The sequence below is a fragment of the Edaphobacter acidisoli genome (assembly GCF_014642855.1).
Lineage (GTDB): Bacteria > Acidobacteriota > Terriglobia > Terriglobales > Acidobacteriaceae > Edaphobacter > Edaphobacter acidisoli.
In genome coordinates, this window is record NZ_BMJB01000004.1 from 1 (window position 1) to 16,848 (window position 16,848).

At 57.9% G+C, this 16,848-nt stretch carries 12 protein-coding genes; 9 read left to right on the top strand and 3 right to left on the bottom strand.

Annotation, left to right across the window (positions count from 1 at the left end; translation table 11 throughout):
* Together IEX36_RS16560 and IEX36_RS16565 are read left to right on the top strand one after the other, a co-directional pair.
* Positions 1-2,721, top strand: a 2,721-nt coding sequence (locus IEX36_RS16560) for a beta strand repeat-containing protein (RefSeq protein ID WP_188760696.1), incomplete at its 5' end; no start/stop codon positions are given.
* A gap of 129 nt (positions 2,722-2,850) precedes the next feature.
* Positions 2,851-5,214: a glycoside hydrolase family 31 protein gene (locus IEX36_RS16565; protein ID WP_188760697.1), complete on the top strand. Its 2,364-nt coding sequence runs from the start codon at positions 2,851-2,853 to the stop codon at positions 5,212-5,214.
* Positions 5,215-5,284: 70 nt separating this feature from the next.
* Here the strand turns inward: IEX36_RS16565 and IEX36_RS16570 are convergent, their stop codons facing one another.
* Positions 5,285-5,692 (bottom strand): YidB family protein, encoded by a 408-nt coding sequence (locus tag IEX36_RS16570; protein WP_188760698.1) that lies wholly within the window; start codon positions 5,690-5,692, stop codon positions 5,285-5,287.
* On the opposite strand from IEX36_RS16570, the gene IEX36_RS16575 reads away from it, so the two are divergent.
* A complete protein-coding gene (locus IEX36_RS16575; RefSeq protein WP_308422329.1) occupies positions 5,691-6,224 on the top strand; it encodes a RidA family protein in 534 nt (177 codons plus the stop codon). The genes IEX36_RS16570 and IEX36_RS16575 overlap by 2 nt on opposite strands.
* Before the next feature lie 32 nt (positions 6,225-6,256).
* Entirely contained in the window at positions 6,257-6,670 is a 414-nt protein-coding gene (gene msrB / locus IEX36_RS16580) for a peptide-methionine (R)-S-oxide reductase MsrB (RefSeq protein WP_188760699.1), read from the top strand.
* A gap of 67 nt (positions 6,671-6,737) precedes the next feature.
* Here msrB and rpmB read toward each other — a convergent pair whose 3' ends face one another.
* A complete protein-coding gene (gene rpmB / locus IEX36_RS16585; RefSeq protein WP_188760700.1) occupies positions 6,738-6,926 on the bottom strand; it encodes a 50S ribosomal protein L28 in 189 nt (62 codons plus the stop codon).
* A 386-nt stretch (positions 6,927-7,312) separates the two neighbouring features.
* On the opposite strand from rpmB, the gene IEX36_RS16590 reads away from it, so the two are divergent.
* The 5 genes from IEX36_RS16590 to IEX36_RS16610 all read left to right on the top strand — a co-directional run bounded on the left by IEX36_RS16590 (position 7,313) and on the right by IEX36_RS16610 (position 16,225).
* Positions 7,313-8,605, top strand: a complete 1,293-nt coding sequence (locus IEX36_RS16590; RefSeq protein WP_188760701.1) for a GRP family sugar transporter — start codon at positions 7,313-7,315, stop codon at positions 8,603-8,605.
* 90 nt (positions 8,606-8,695) lie between these two features.
* Positions 8,696-9,712, top strand: a complete 1,017-nt coding sequence (locus tag IEX36_RS16595) for a LacI family DNA-binding transcriptional regulator (protein ID WP_188760702.1) — start codon at positions 8,696-8,698, stop codon at positions 9,710-9,712.
* A gap of 174 nt (positions 9,713-9,886) precedes the next feature.
* Positions 9,887-10,756: an inositol oxygenase family protein gene (locus IEX36_RS16600; protein WP_188760703.1), complete on the top strand. Its 870-nt coding sequence runs from the start codon at positions 9,887-9,889 to the stop codon at positions 10,754-10,756.
* Positions 10,757-11,457: 701 nt separating this feature from the next.
* Positions 11,458-14,922: a TonB-dependent receptor gene (locus IEX36_RS16605; RefSeq protein WP_263365015.1), complete on the top strand. Its 3,465-nt coding sequence runs from the start codon at positions 11,458-11,460 to the stop codon at positions 14,920-14,922.
* Between the two features lie 148 nt (positions 14,923-15,070).
* A complete protein-coding gene (locus IEX36_RS16610) occupies positions 15,071-16,225 on the top strand; it encodes a phosphatidylinositol-specific phospholipase C1-like protein (RefSeq protein ID WP_188760704.1) in 1,155 nt (384 codons plus the stop codon).
* Between the two features lie 71 nt (positions 16,226-16,296).
* Here the strand turns inward: IEX36_RS16610 and IEX36_RS16615 are convergent, their stop codons facing one another.
* A complete protein-coding gene (locus IEX36_RS16615; protein WP_188760705.1) occupies positions 16,297-16,824 on the bottom strand; it encodes a TlpA family protein disulfide reductase in 528 nt (175 codons plus the stop codon).
* Between the last annotated feature and the right edge of the window lie 24 nt (positions 16,825-16,848).

Consider the following 16,848-nt stretch of genomic DNA (forward strand, 5'->3'; position numbering starts at 1 on the left):
GTGAACGGGACGCTGACGGTAGGCCAGGCGACGCTGACGGTGACGGCGGCGAACGCGAGCCGTGCCTACGGAGCGGCGAACCCTGCGTTCACGGGCACGGAGACGGGCGCGATCAACGGCGACACCTTCACGGTAGGTGGAAGCACGACGGCGACGACGAGTTCTCCGGCGGGGACATACGCGATCGTTCCGACGGTGACGGGAGCGAACCTCTCGAACTACACGGTGGTGTATGTGAACGGGACGCTGACGGTAGGCCAGGCGACCCCGACGATCACCTGGACGGCGCCAGCCCCGATCACCTACGGGACGACATTGAGCACAACGCAGCTGGACGCGACTGCTTCGGTTCCTGGCAACTTCACCTACTCGCCAGCATTGGGAACGACGCCCGCGGCCGGCCTCGACACCTTAACGGCGACCTTTACTCCGACTGACACGACCAACTACGCGACTACGACGGCGACGGTCCAGCTGACTGTGAACAAAGGTACTCCGACGATCACCTGGGCGGCGCCGGCGCCGATTACCTACGGCACGGCGCTGGGCGCAACCCAGCTGAACGCGACAGCGAATGTCCCGGGCAGCTTCACCTACAGCCCTGCGACGGGTTCAGTACCAGCCGCAGGCACGGATACGTTGTCGGTGAGCTTTACCCCGACGGACACCAGCAATTACACGACAGCCACAGCAACGGTGGACATCGTGGTGAACAAGGCAACGCCAACCATTACGTGGGCCAACCCTGCGGCGATCACCTACGGCACGGCGCTCAGCTCAGTGCAGATGGACGCGACGGCGACACCTTCAGGTGGAACCTTCGTCTACTCACCGGCTGCCGGCACGGTACTGCCGGCCGGCACGAACACGCTCAGCGTGATCTACACGCCGGCTGACACGAGCAATTACACAACAGCGACGGCCTCGGCGCAGATTGTGGTCAACACGGCCACCCTCTCGGTTACGGCGGCCGATGCCACACGGTCTTATGGCACTGCGAACCCTGCTTTCACCGGCACCTACACGGGCGTGGTAAATGGCGACACGTTCACGGTCTCGGGCAGCACGGCGGCAACGCAAAGCTCGCCTGCAGGAACGTATGCTATCGTTCCGTCGGTGACCGGCGCTGATCTTGCCGACTACACGGTGGTCTACGTCAACGGCACCCTGACCATTACGAAAGTTGTCCCAACCATTTCCTGGCCGACGCCTTCACCGATCACCTACGGCACGGCGCTGTCGAGCACGCAGCTGGATGCAACCGGCAGCGTGCCCGGCACCTTTGTCTACAACCCGGCGGCGTCCACTGTCCTGACAACTGGATCGAACACGCTGACGGCGACCTTTACTCCGACAGACACGACGGACTACACCACGCAGACTGCCTCGGTGAACCTGACCGTGATTGCTGCGACCCCTGTTATCAACTGGAACAATCCGGCTCCCATCGTCTACGGCACGGCACTCAGCTCGACGCAGTTGAACGCAACCAGCAGCACGACCGGTGCGTTCACCTATACCCCGGCTGCCGGAACGGTTCTCAGTGTCGGCACGCAGCCGCTGAACGTGACACTCACGCCGACTGACACCACCAACTACACGACGGCAACGAAGACCGTGACCGTTGACGTGACGCAGGCCAGCCTCGTCGTTACCGCCAACAATGCAACGAAGGTCTACGGTACGGCGAACCCGACCTTTACCGGCACTATTACCGGCGCCCAGAACGGCGACACCTTCACGGAGGCGTTCAGCACGACGGCCACGACGCTGTCGAACGTCGGCACGTATGCAATTGTCCCGTCCGCCTCTGGAACGGACATTGCCGACTACTCGCAGACCATCAACAACGGCACCCTGGCTGTGACCAAGGCGTCCGTCATCTCCTCGCTTAGCCTGAGCACCACCGACGTCCCCTATGAGATTCCCGTAACCATGACGGTTACGCTTCAGTCCGCTACCAGCGGAACGCCGACCGGCACGGTCAGCTTCTACGACAATGGCAACCTGATCGGCACCTCACCCGTCGTTGGCAACACGGCCACCTTCACCTCAGGAGGTCTCACCAGCCCGCTGCCGATGGGCAACAACGTCATTTCCACGCTCTACAGCGGCGACCAGAACTTCTACGCACAGACGGCAGGGTCCACAGCCTCCAGCGGATCGGTGCTCGTCACACCACTCGACTTCAGCTTCGTGTCTACCAGTCCGACGACGCTCCACGGTATCTACGGCACATCTGGCACGTACACGTTCCACGTTGCCCCAATCGGTGGAAGCTATCCGGGAGATGTCGTGTTCACGGTGAATGGGACCAACGGGCCTATCCTCGCCAAGTACACCTTCTCGCAGGACAAGGTGGGAATGTATGCGGGGCAGGCGGACCTTACACTGACCGTCTCGACCCGCCTGCTGGCTCCGTCGGACCGTCATGCAAGTCTGGTCGGCCCAATCGGGTCGATTGCACTGGGACTGTTCCTGTTCCCGCTGGCATCCACCAAACGCTTCCGCCGTTCCAGCCGCAAGCTGGCACGGGTTATCAGCATGGCCGCGCTGGTGTTGCTGACGCTGGGCGGCATCACCTCGCTCTCCGGCTGCGGTAGCGGCTATCCGAGCGTGGATGATCCTATCGTGGTCATCGCGACCAGCAACGGCATCCAGCACACCATCACCATCAACTACCACATCGACAAGTCCCCGCAGGACACCGATGCCAAATAAGACCGAAGGAGCACATCGCTCCCTCGGTCGTGTTCCGCCCTCGCCCTCGGCCGAAGTCGAATGATATGGCAATATACGGGTAATTGCTTTGCATTTGAATAGACGAAGACCATACCATCGATTCACGTTATGGACCGTCTTCGTCTGCTCTCCCTCGTTGTCGTAGTCGCTGGATTCAGTTCCTTCGCATGGGCACAAGCCGCCGGGTCACACATGACCGCGCTGAAAGATGGCATCCAGGTGTCGTCGCGCGGGACCACCCTTCAGGTAACCGCTTTGCGCGACGACGTCATCCGCGTTCGCGCCAGTCACGATGGCCCGCTTCCAGAGGACGCATCCTGGGCCGTACTGTCCGCTGCGCGCGAAACCTCTATTCCCGTGACGCCGGAGCCAGATGGCTTCCAGACGAAGGCGCTCCTCGTTGCCGTGTCCCCCGATCTTCGCGTCACAGTGTCTGATCTTGCCGGCAACGTCATCCAGCAGGACGCCGCGCCCATCGCATGGCAGGGACATGCGTTCACAATAGCGAAGCAGGACCACATCGACTCGCACTTCTTCGGTCTCGGCGATAAGACAGGCCCGCTCGACCGCGCAGGCGAAGCCTTTACCTTGTGGAACACCGACGCGTTCGGCTGGCAGGAGTCCACCGACCCGCTCTACAAGGCGATACCGTGGTTCATCGAAGACCGCGATGGCCGCGCGTTCGGAATGTTGCTGGACAACACCTTCCGCACCTTCTTCGATTTCGGCCGCAAGGACCCGCACCGGTACACCGTCTCTGCAGCGGACGGCCCAGTGGACTACTACCTCGTCTACGGTCCCGACCCAAAGCACGTCGTTGAGACCTACGCCTGGCTCACCGGCCCCACGCCGCTGCCGCCGCTCTGGACGCTCGGCTTCCAGCAGTCACGCTACAGCTACTATCCCGAGTCGCGCGTCAGGGAGATCGCCCATCATCTCCGCGCCGACCACATTCCCGCCGACGCCATCTATCTCGACATCGACTATCAGGACCACTATCGTCCATTCACCGTGGATCGACAGCGCTTCCCGCACTTCGAGCAGATGATCTCTGACTTGACGAAGGAGCACTTCCACACTGTTCTTATCGTTGATCTCCACATCGCCAACTACCCTGGCCACAACTACTACCCGTATGATTCAGGCATCGCGGGCGACCACTTCGTCAAGAACCCCGACGGCACTGTATACACGGGTGCTGTCTGGCCGGGGCCTGCCGTCTTTCCTGACTTCACACAGCAGTCCACCCGTAAATGGTTTGGCACGCTCTATAAAAACTTTGTTGACGATGGCATCGCAGGCTTCTGGGACGACATGAACGAGCCGTCCATCTTCAACGTTGCAACCAAGACCATGCCCGATGACATCGTGCATCGGATTGACGAGCCTGGTTTTAAGCCCCGCACTGCGACGCACCTTGAGATTCACAATGTCTTCGGAATGGAAAACTCGCGCGCCACGCATGATGGCCTGCTTACCCTTCGTCCCAACGAACGCCCCTTTGTCCTCACGCGTGCCAGCTATGCTGGCGGCCAGCGTTATGCCGCAACTTGGACCGGTGACAACAGTTCCACCTGGAACCACCTGCGTCTGTGCATCCCCCAGATCGTCAATCTTGGGCTCAGTGGCTTTGGCATGACGGGCGCTGATGTAGGCGGATTTGCGGGAACTCCCCAGACGGACCTCCTTACAAAATGGATCGAGGTCGCCGCATTCCAGCCAATCGACCGAGATCATACTGCGGTTGGTACTGGAGACCAGGAGCCTTGGGTTGGAGGGCCTGCAGCTGAAACCATCCGCCGCCGCTTCATCGAGGAGCGATACAGGCTGATGCCGTATCTGTATACGACTGCTGAAGAGATGTCCCGCACCGGCCTGCCTATTAACCGCCCACTCTTTCTGGAGTTTCCCCATGCAACGGAAGACGGCCACCCGCTTGATCTTGATGCACCAAGCGAGTTCCTTGTCGGTTCCGATCTGCTCGTCGCACCACCTCCATACTTCGATGAGTTGGATAAATATGTCTTGGCACTGCCATCAGGCCCTTGGTACGACTACTGGACTGGGCAGCCAGTAGACAGCAGTAAACACATCCTCATTCAACCCGAGCTGGCAAAGCTGCCTGTCTATATCCGCGGGGGTTCGATCATCCCCATCGCACCGCTCACACAGAGCACCGATGAGAGGCCTGTAGGCCCACTGACTCTACGCGTCTATCCCGGACCAAGCTGCCATGGCGACATCTATCAGGATGATGGCCATACTTTCAACTACCTTAAAGGTGAATTCTTCCGTCAGCACTTTACCTGTGAACGGAGCGGCACAGGGCAAATCAAGGTCCATCTCGACGCACCTGAAGGTACATTCAAGCCGTGGTGGAGTGAGATCAGGATCGAAGCCTATGGTCTTCCGAAGTTGATCAGCAAGACGATTCTTGCGTCAGCGGGTGCTGCTGATATCACACTGAACTAGCCGCACGAAAGAGACCGGCGGATATCTTCAATCCGCCGGACACTTATTTGGAACGTCAGCCTCAAGACTCTTAGAGGAACTTGCTGAGCAGCCCTTGGGCCATGCCTGCCATCGAGCCCTGCGGTGCTGCCTGTCCATTTGGGGCAAAGTGCTGAATGGCCATCGGCAAAATGGTCGACAGAGCGGACTGCACGGTTTCGGGCGAGACACCTGCCTTTGCAGCAGCCGCTTCGATCAGTCCCGTACCTGCGAGTCCCTGCGAGATTTGGTCCGGCGTCGCCGTCGTATTTTGACCATTGGCCCAGTCACTGACGTGCTGTGACATGCCGCTGCTGTTGAAGGCATCGATGACGCCCTGTATCCCTTGTGGATGTTGAGTGAGTGCTTCGATAAAGCCGCCAGCAACTTTTGCCTGGTCAGTGCCGGCTGCATCACCTGCCTGGCCCGCCAACGATTTAAGTGAATCGAGAAGTCCCATGTTTGTTTACCTCGTTCCCGCTGAGATGTTGTATCGTGCGAGCGTGCTGCACGGCGAAGACGATTTTTATCAGCTTTTACCAACATCCTGCAACATTGAGCAGCGACTGAAGAAGACGATAGACTTAATGCCTATGAGCGATTTATCCAAGACAGCTATCTCCACCAAACAGGCTCCGGTAGCCATTGGCCCCTACTCGCAAGCGGTCCGTTCCGGCGACTTCGTCTTTGCTTCCGGCCAGGTTGCACTCGATCCAGTGGGCGGGCAGTTAGTTCCCGGCAGTGTTGTTGAGCAGACCACTCGTGCGCTGGAGAACATCAGGGAAGTACTCCTTGAGGCAGGTCTGAACTTGTCAAACGTAGTGAAGACGACTGTCTTTCTTAAGAATATGAGCGACTTTGCCGCGATGAACGAGGTCTACGCCCGATATCTGGCGCCTGAAGGAGTCGTTCCACCTGCGCGTTCGACGGTGGCTGTTGCAGGCCTGCCGAAGGATGCTTTGGTCGAGATTGAAGTTATAGCTCGCGGATAACGGTCACGCATCTCACATAAAGGAGGCGTCCGATGGCGGAACAGGAAGCCAAAATCGAAAAGATTCACAAAACAGAAGCCGAATGGCGTGAACTCCTTACGCCAGGGCAATTCCATGTCATGCGCGAGAAGGGAACGGATCGCCCTTTTACTGGACCGCTGCTCGACAACCACGAGGAGGGTGTCTATCAGTGCGCCGCATGCAACGCTCCTCTATTTACCTCGGATAAAAAATTTGAGTCTGGCAGCGGATGGCCGAGCTTCTGGCTTCCGGTCTCAGCCGAAGCCATTGAGGCGCACGAGGACAACTCCCACGGTATGCATCGGATTGAGGTCACCTGCGCCCGCTGTGGAGCCCATCTGGGCCATCTCTTTCCTGATGGCCCGCGACCTACGGGAATGCGCTACTGCATCAATAGTACTTCTCTTGACTTCAGCAAAAAATAGCCACAGCACGAAAAGCCCCAGATCGCCGAGGCGACTGGGGCTTTCTTTGTAGCTATGAGCCTGATGCTTAGCCCTTAACGATTTTGCCGGACTTGATGCAGCTCGCACAGACGCGAATCCGCTTGCTGCCACCCTCAGCTTTGGCCTTCACCGACTGAAGGTTTACGTTCCAGCGACGCCGCGTCGTATTGTGGGCGTGGGAGATGTTGTTTCCAAACTGCGGGCCTTTGCCGCAGAGTTCGCATTTCTGTGCCATGACAATTGCTCCAATCTCAAATCGCAGAAACTTCCCCGTGGGCTATGCACAGTGAGAATGAAGAATCTCAACCGGAAAGCCGTGGAAGTGACGGGCCAGGAGGTAAAAAACGCTCCGAGCCGCTACCGGTTCTTATGGTAGCCTGCTGAACTTTTATCATACCATGCTGAGGGTAGTGGCTCAATTATCGTTGACAGCATCACGGCTGCCCGCGTAGGGTTTAGCGAACGTTACCGCTTACTAGATGAGCTTTGAGAGGCCTTTATGGGTATGAACCAAGAGACAGGGAAAATTCTGGGAGATAGCCACTTCTGGGTGCCGTTCGTGGTGCTGTTGGTCGGGATAGCTCTATTGGTTGCTTTGAGTTAGGAACGATGGAGTCAGGGATGGCAAGTGTAGTAAAAAAGGTTGAACAAAAGGGAATGTCGCTTCATGTCCTTGGTGTCATCTGCGGATTGACTGCAGGGGTATGGCTGGGGGCTGCAGAGGCTCCAACCAAACTGGTGACAGCAGGCTACTCACCGTTTGCCATTTCGCTCTGTATGGTGGCAGGCGTTTTCACTGCAAGATGGACATTTCCGACGCTGCTCAAAGGTACAGGTTATGTTTTCACTGACCTCTTCGAACGTAAGCACCTGATTGTCTGGGCGCTGCTGGCAGGAGCGTTGTGGGCAGTGGCCAATACCTTGACCGTCTTCGCTATCCGCGACGTCGGCCTGGCCGTCGCGTTTCCGCTCTGGAACATGAACTCTCTCATCGGATTGATCTGGGGGCGCGTTCTCTTCTGTGAACTGAAAGGCGCCAGTGCGAAGAACATCAGCAAGGTCGTCCTGGGCGCGATTGCCATTGTGCTGGCTGCAGTGATGCTTGGCTTCAGTACCCTCCACGGCGGGTCGGCTGCCGCGGGCCACAATGCACTCAGCGGTATCATCGCTGCTATCGGTGCAAGTCTGATGTGGGGCACAATGTACGTTCCCTATCGCAAGGCATATCTGAGCGGAATGAATCCGCTCTCGTTCGTGACGGCATTTACCGTGGGAGAACTAGGCACAGTGCTTGCACTAACCCTTGCGCTCGACGGCGGCTGGCACTCATCCGCGTTTCAACTGTTGCATGTTCGCGGAGCAGTCTTCTGGCTTTTCCTCGGAGGCTTTGTCTGGGTCATCGGCGACCTCTTCCAGCAGTTTGCGACGAAGTATCTGGGTATTGGTCGCGGCATCCCGCTCTCCAACACCAACCAACTTTGGGGGCTCGCCTGGGGAGCGCTGGTCTTCGGCGAACTGGCTTCGGCAGACCGCGCACACAAGTTGCTGGTCGTGGCCGGTTCGCTTGTGATGATTCTCGGTGCGCTGGCAATCAGCACAGCGGTAGCCTCCGCACGCGAGGAATCTTCGACCAACGAGGCTGTGCTGCGGGAGTGCAACCGCTACGGGCTTGACTACAACCAGACCATCGCCTCAATGGGAGGTGACGAATTCAGCGATCGCAGCCAGCACAAACGCTGGTGGGATTATCTCATCCTCGCGTCCGCGACCGCGGTTTTCCTGTGGTTGGGCGTACGGGCAGTTGTGCCTCCGCTTCAGATGAATACGGGTTGGGTTGCAGTGCTTGGTTGTGTATTGCTGATTAGCTTGACTGTCGGCACATGGAGCTTATGGCGAAGAACGAGATTTTCCTAAGAGTCTAGGCCTGTTTCCATCCATAATTGTCTTAGGACTACCGCTTGCGGGCTGAGTAGGCGGTAGGTAGGCGCAACAACGGGAGCAGGTATGGCTGTCAGGCTGAAAGACATTGCGCGGGATCTTGGTGTGTCCGTCGTCACCGTATCGAAAGTGTTGCGCGGCAACGCGGACATCGGCGAAGAGACGCGCCGCCGCGTACTGAAGCGGATGAAGGAGTTGAACTATCAGCCGAATATGATGGCGCGTGGGTTGGCCAGCGGACGCACCTATACCGTCGGCCTCGTCGTACCGGACCTCGTGCATCCGTTCTTCGCTGAGTTCGCCAAATCACTGAGTGGCGTGCTCCGCCCCGCAAACCGCGCTCTCATTTTGGCCTCATCTGAAGAAGACCCCGAAATCGAGCGTCAGGAGATTCGCACTCTGCTGCGTCGTGGTGTCGATGTGTTGATGATTGCCTCGTGCCAACCCAGCCTCCGCAACTTCTACGAACTGGGCGATGAGCGTACGCCATACCTGCTCTTCGATAGAAACTTTCCTCACCTGGCTGCGCACTTTATCGGTTCCGATGATGTGCAGGTCGGCGAGATGGCGACGAATCATCTGATTGACATTGGCCGCAAGCGCATCGCGCATATTGCAGGAACGAACTCAAGCCCATCCTTTGACCGTCTGCGCGGCTACCGCAATGCACTTGAGAAACGCGGCCTGGCGATGCCAGAGAACTACGTTGTCGTGCGCGAGCGCGTCGAGGAAAAGGGCGACCAAGCAGGCTTTCAGGCGATGCAGGAGCTGCTCGCGCTCAACCCACGGCCAGACGCGGTCTTCTGCTACAACGATCTGACTGCTGTCGGAGCAATGGACGCAACGCTCAAGGCCGGTCTTCGCATCCCGGAAGATATCGCCTTCATCGGCTGCGGCAACTTCCGCTATGCAGACTATCTTCGCATCCCGCTCAGCTCCATCGACCATGACACAACAGAGCTAGGCAAACTGGCCGGTGAGTTCGCGCTGGACCTCTCGGCCAAACCCGAGCAGTCCCCGCGCAGCATGCTGGTGAAATCAAAGCTTGTTGTCCGCGAGTCCTCTGCAAGCAAAACGTCGTAGCGAGTAGCTTTCATCCGTACCGGTTCACATCCAGTCTGCAACGTTGCTCTGGGACAGGAGCTTTTTGCTTTTGAGTAACCGCAGAAAATTTCCTTGCCAAGTTGTAAATAGAGGATTATAGTCCTAATAAAGTTAGCGGTAACGTGTCAGTGCAATAACTGACAGGGAGACAACATGGCGACGTCGTCGGCAGTCAATGAAAACCCAGCTCCACTCGGCAAGGACATGGAGGAATGGGATGAGTTTCTCGGTGGGCGTTATAAGGAAGGCAAATCCGAGACCGAGTTTCGCCAGTACGATGAGAAGGTAACGCCAGGTGTAGCGGAGTTCTACCGACAGAATCACAAGCACCAAACCTTCGATTATGTCATCACCAAAGAAAAAGAATACTTCGGACTGAAAAAAGGCGAGAAGAGTGTTTGGGAGGCGGCGGAGTTCCTGAATACGCTGGTTGATGACAGTGATCCTGACACGGATCTCACCCAGATAGAGCACCTGCTCCAGACTTCCGAAGCCATCCGCAGGGACGGACATCCGCGGTGGTTTGTGCTGACTGGCTTCATCCACGACCTCGGCAAGGTGCTCTGCTTATACGGTGAACCGCAGTGGGGTGTGGTGGGCGACACGTTTCCGGTGGGGTGTGCTTACTCGGACAAGATCGTCTTTCCGGAGTACTTCGAGGCGAATCCGGATTTGAACCACCCGGTCTACAGTACGAAGTACGGAATCTATGAGCCGAACTGTGGGCTCGACAGCGTACATATGAGTTTCGGGCATGACGGCTACATCTACGAGGTGATGAAGCCGTACCTGCCGGAGCCGGCGCTGGCGATGTTGCGGTACCACAGCTTCTACTCCTGGCACCGTCACGGGGCGTACCGGCACCTGATGAACGGGCATGATGAGGAGATGCTGGAGTGGGTGAATAAGTTCAACCCGTACGACCTTTACTCGAAGGGGCACACGAAGCCGAATCTGGCGGAGTTGAAGCCTTACTACGACGATCTCTTTGCGGAGTTCCTTCCGGCGAAGGTTGCGTGGTAGGGACCCCCTCCCCCGTGTTTTTGGGTAAAGTCTTCATTCGGATTGAGTTATGGTCGGACTTCCGGGCTGGATTTAGCATAAAGTGCTGATTTTCCTGGGTCGGTGTTTGGTAAAGTCTTGATTTTGCATGAGAAAAGCCCCGCGAATATGCTCGCGGGGCCTTTTCTTTTTCTGATGCTGATTTAAGTCTAGCAAGCCATGGAAAACTAAACCGCCAAGTTCTCCGGAAAAATATCCTGAACAGGATGAATGGGTTACGCGGTTTTGCGTTGGTTTGGGGACTTGACAGGATTTTGCTCTGGGGATGCGGATTACTTAATCGATAACTTTTGAAGGGTGAGGCCTCTGTGCTCGAGCGCCGGGCAGAAGGGGTTGAGTTTTCGAAGGAAATCTCTGTTTTGACAGCCTGCAGAGGGGATGAAAGGGGCTTGCGCGCCTCGTGGCCTGGTGATTTATAGTTTACGATAAATATTCGATAAATTAGATGTAATCTACTGTAAATAAATAATTTATTTGTAAATTAACAGAGAACTACGTTACCGATTCCGTAGGTTGATTTTTCTTGACAGAGCAATTGCCCGATGGGTAGTGTTGCTCCATCTACAGAGTTGATGTTGTCGACTGAACCGTCCTGCCAGGGCGGAATTGGTTGCGACTTTGAACAAGTTTATAACGTTGATTTTTTTGTCCGAGGAGCTGTGATGGTGACTGAGATGAAAACAAACGCCGCCGTTGGTGTGCGGGCGGTGAGCCGTTTCCGCGTGAGATGGCAATGGATGGCCCTGGCGCTTGCCGTGGTGATGATGATGGTGGCGCCGGCTTATGCGCAGTTCGAGTCGTCTTCGGTGCTGGGATATGTAAGGGACGCCTCGGGTGCGGCGATTCCGAATGCGACGGTAACGCTGACAAACACGGCGACCGGGATTGTGCAGAAGGCGACGTCGGATGGAGACGGGCGGTATGAGTTTTCGAGCGTGCCGATTGGCAGCTATACGGTCTCGACTGAGGCGGGTGGGTTTCAGAGGACGGAGACGGCGGCGTTCAAGCTGACGACGGACTCGCGGCAGCGCGTGGATGTGGCAATGAAGCCGGGGTCGGTGAGCGAGACGGTGACGGTGTCATCGGCGCCGACGGTGCTGGAGACGGAGACGAGTTCGCGCGGTCAGGTGGTTGGGACGCGGCAGATTGAAGATCTCCCGCTGAATGGGCGGTCGTATGCGGACCTGGCGCTGCTGGCTCCCGGTGTGCGGAAGTCGTTTTTGGAGAACCAATCGACGACGAGCCGCGAGGCCTCGTTCAATGTGAATGGACAGCGGAGCGCGTTCAATAACTTCCTGCTGGATGGATTGGACAACAACTCGTACGGCACGTCGAACCAGGGTTTTGCGAATGAGAATATTCCTCCTTCGCCGGATGCGGTTTCGGAGTTCCGGCTGGAGACGGACAACTACAGCGCTGAGTATGGACGGGCTTCGGGCGCGGTGATCAATGCGTCGATCCGGCGCGGCACGAATGAGTTTCATGGACGCGCCTGGGACTACATTCGCAACACAGATTTGAATGCGGTGGGGCCGTTTGCGCCGACGGGTGGAGTGAAGCCGACGTTTATCCGGAACCAGTTTGGCGGGACGTTTGGCGGGCCGATCTGGAAAGACCATACGTTCTTCTTTGCGGACTATGAGGGCGTGCGGCAGATTGCGAAGAGCTTTCAGACGGCGACACTGCCGACAGCAGAGCAGCGGACGGGCACGTTCCTGCTGCATCGCGTGGATGGCTCGACCGCGCCGATTCCGCTGCAGAACCCGATTACAGGGCAGGTGTATGCGAATGGCGTGATTCCGGCTGGTGCTCAGACGTCGTTTGCGAAGGCAGTGCTTGCGGCGCTGCCGGGGACGAATACGAGCGCGGCGGCAGGCACGCCAAACTCGTTTGCGAACAACTATGCGGCGTTTCCGCGTGGCACGATCAATGACGACAAGGGCGACCTGCGGCTGGACCATACATTCAATGCGAAGTGGAGCCTGTTCACGGTCTACAGCGAGCACCAGACGACGATCTTCGATCCTCCTCCGTTTGGCGGGCCGGCGGGCGGCAATGGCAATGCGAACGTACATATCTTCAACCGGCAGATTGCGGGCGGTGTGACGTACATCATTACGCCGAACTCGCTCGTGGATTTTCGCATTGGGATTGGCAAGAACCAGGGCGGCAAGTCGCCGTATAACGCGGGCGTGCCGAGTTTGCTGACTTCGAATGGAATTACGAATGGGATTCCGACGGCTTCGCTGATTGTGCGGTCTCTGAATGCGCAGTCGGTGACGGGCTTCTCGCAGTTTGGCACACAGCCTGCGAGCCCGCAGTTCCAGAACCCGGATGTGGTGAACCCGAAGGTGAACTACACGCTGGTGCATGGACGGAACTCGATGAAGTTCGGCTATGAATTCCAGGCCATCAATACGGCGATCAACGACTACAACCCGAGCTATGGGCAGGACAACTACGGCGGGAAGTATTCGGCGATGACGGGTTCGCCGACGGATACAGGTGCGGGGAACAATGCTTCGGCGCAGATTGCGCAGGCGCAGAACCTGGCGGACTTTTTGTTCGGCAACCGGAACTCGTATTCGCTGACGAACTTCTTTATTGCGAGCGTGCGGCAGCGGATGAACTTCATGTACTTCCAGGACGACATCAAGGTGATGCCGAACCTGACGGTGAATGCAGGCTTGCGCTATGAGCTGGCGACGCCGCAGTATGAGGCGAATAACAAGCTGGCGAACTTCAATCCCGCGACGAAGACGCTAATTCAGGCGTCGAATGGGTCGATTTACAACCGCGCGCTGGTGAATATGCCGCTCAAGAATGTGGCGCCGCGGCTGGGCTTTGCTTACAGCGCGGACCAGAACACGGTGTTTCGCGGGGGATACGGCATCACGTATACGGAGTTCAATCGCGCGGGAGGCGAGAACAACCTGACGTACAACGGGCCGAACGTGGTGAATGCGACGATCAACAATCCGGCGCCTACGACCACGGATCTTTGCGTGAACGATACGCAGAACCAGGCGCAGTGCTTCAGGCAGACGCAGCAGGGTTACTCGGTGAATCTGACGGCTTCGTCGGCGTTCAACCCGGCGCTGGTGGAGTCGCGATATATTCCTGCGAACTCGCCGACGGGATATATCCAGAACTACTTCGTGGGTGTGCAGCATCAGTTGCCGGGCGGTGTGGCGATGGATATTGCCTACGTGGGGAACAAGGGAACGCACCTGCAGATTCTGGCGGATTACAACCAGGCGGCGATCTGCACGCAGGCGCTGGCTTCGCAGTGCCCGGGTGGAACGCTGGCGGCGCGGCGGCCGATTCCGACGTTTGCGACGATTGAGATTGCGGAGAGCGCAGGGACCTCGAACTTCAACTCGCTGCAGATGAAGCTGGAGAAGCGCTATGGGAATGGGCTTTATCTGCTGAACTCGTTTACGTGGGGGCGGGCGTTTGATTTGTCTTCGGGCCACCTGGAGACGAGCAACGGCGATAACTCGCGTGTGAATTTTTACAATCCGTCGAGCGATTATGGGCGGTCGGGCTATGACCAGCCGCTGAATAATACGACTTCGATCATCTACGACCTGCCGTACGGGGCGGGACGCAGATGGGGTGGCGGCGCACCGCTGGCCGTGCGGGAGTTGCTGGGTGGATGGCAGGTGACGGTGATCAACAACATGAACAGTGGATTGCCGATGAACCTGAACTACACGCTGCCGACTTCGGCGGGAACGGTGGTGACGGACATCTACACGTTCCGGCCGAGTGTGTCGGGGAACCCGAAGTCGCCTGCTTCGGCGCGGGTGAAGACGGCGAGCGCGTTGAATGGGTATCTGAACAAGGCGAATGTGTTTGTGCCGACGACGGGTAGCCCGTTTGGCAATGCGCAGAGAAACATGGTCGTGGGATATGCATTCTTCCAGACAGATTTGGGACTGCATAAGGCGTTTCCGCTGTGGAAGGAAGGCACGAGCTTCGACTTCCGCGCGGAGGCGTTCAATGTCTTGAACAAGGTGAATTATCAGGATCCAGACCCGAACATCAGTGACTCGGGGTTTGGTGCGATTACGTCGGCGTTTCCGGCACGGCAGTTGCAAGTGGCGGCTAAGATTATTTTCTGACCACGGAGATATTCTGAAGGACGTGCGAGCTCAACCACACGGCGTCATGCGAGGTTTTGCGTGGCGCCGTGTGCAACGTTAACGGGCATGTGTGGCGCGGGGTTGTGAGGCCGCGTGCGCAGTGCCGCAGATGCAGTTTGGGGAAGCTATGACTCTTCGTGATGTAGTGTGTGTTTCCGTGGGCGCGGCACTTGTGGGTGCGGGCGCTGTGGCGATGGCTCAGCAGACGAGTTCGGCGGCGCAGGACAAGGTGGTGCGGCTGAACCAGATTCAGGTGATTGGCTCGCACAACAGCTATCACGCGGGGTTTGCGCCGAGTGAACGGAAGTGGCTGGAGGTGCATGCTCCGAAGGCGTTGCATGGCCTGGACTATCACCATGCTCCGCTGGGGGACCAGCTTTCGGGTGGAGTGAGGCAGATTGAGCTGGATATTTTTGCGGATCCGGATGGCGGAAGATACTCGCATCTCTATCTGGACGATGCGGTGAAGAAGGCGGGATTGGCGCCGGACCCGAGCTTTGACCCGAACCATGAGATGGGGATGCCGGGGTTCAAGGTGTTTCATATGCAAGGGTTTGATCAGCGGAGTAACTGCCTGCGGTTTGTGGTGTGTTTGACGGAGGTGAGGGAGTGGTCGAAGGCGCATCCGGAGCACCTGCCGATTTTTATTCTGGTCGAGACGAAGGAAGGCGATGTGAAGGAGATACCAGACGCGCCGAAGGCGATTCAGTTTACGCCGGCGCTGCTCGATGCGATGGATAAGGAGATTCTGTCGGTGTTTCCGAAGGACGAGATCGTTACGCCGGACGATGTGCGCGGGAAGTACGCGACGCTGGTGGAGGCGGTGCGCGCGGGCAACTGGCCTACGCTGGCAGACGCGCGGGGCAAGGTCGTCTTCCTGATGGACCAGCGGAATGAGGAGGACCGGTATACGCAGGGGCATCCTTCGCTGCGTGGGCGGATTTTGTTCACCAATGCTGTGCCGGGCGCGCCGGATGCGGCGTTCACGGAGCAGAATGAGGGGTCACCTGCGGAGATCAATTCACTGGTGAAGCAGGGATATCTGGTGAGGACGCGATCGGATGAAGGGACGGAAGAGGCGCGCACGAACGATACGCGGCGGCGCGATGAGGTGTTGGCCAGCGGAGCACAGATTGTGAGTACGGATTATCCAATGTCGGAGCCTTCGCAGTGGACGACGTTTGTGGTGGGGCTTCCGGGGGGACTTGTGGCGCGATGCAATCCGGTGACAAAGCCTGCTGGGTGTGTGGATGGGTTGCTGGGGCAGGTTCCGGTGAAGTAATTGTCACTGGCTCTCTTCATGCGGAGACGAGTAGTGCGGTGGGCATTGCTCGTCTCCGCCATTGCTGATTGTTAGAAGCGGCGGATGAGCGGCTTGGGTGGCGTGGCCTTGCGGTCGCTGAGGAGCCAGTCGAGGTAGGTGGTGATGTCGGTGTCCTGGGCTTCGCCTTCGATGCGGCCGATAGGAGTGCCGTCGCGGTCGAGGATGATGGTGGCGGGTACGATGTTGCCGAGATGCAGGCGTCCGAGAGTGTCGATGTCGGCGCCGAGCCATGCGTCGATAGTGAGGTGGTTGGTGGAGAGATAAGGCGCGACTTTGCTCTGATCTTTTGGCTCGTCTACAGAGATTGCGATGAAGCGCACGTCTTTAGCGGCATAGCGATGGGCGAGGTCTGCGAGGCGAGGAAGCTCGTTGCGGCAGGGCCCGCACCAGGTTGCCCAGAAGTTGATGACAGTGATGGAACCCCGCAGGCTGGAGAGGCGCTGCGGGTGTCCGTTGAGGTCTTTGAAGGCGAGGTCGGGGAGCGGCTTTGCTGCTACGGTTTGAACGCAGGCGAGCAGCAGGGCGCTGGATATCAGGAGATTGCGGAATGGGCGCATGTTGGGCGGCTTTCTTTGGGCGGC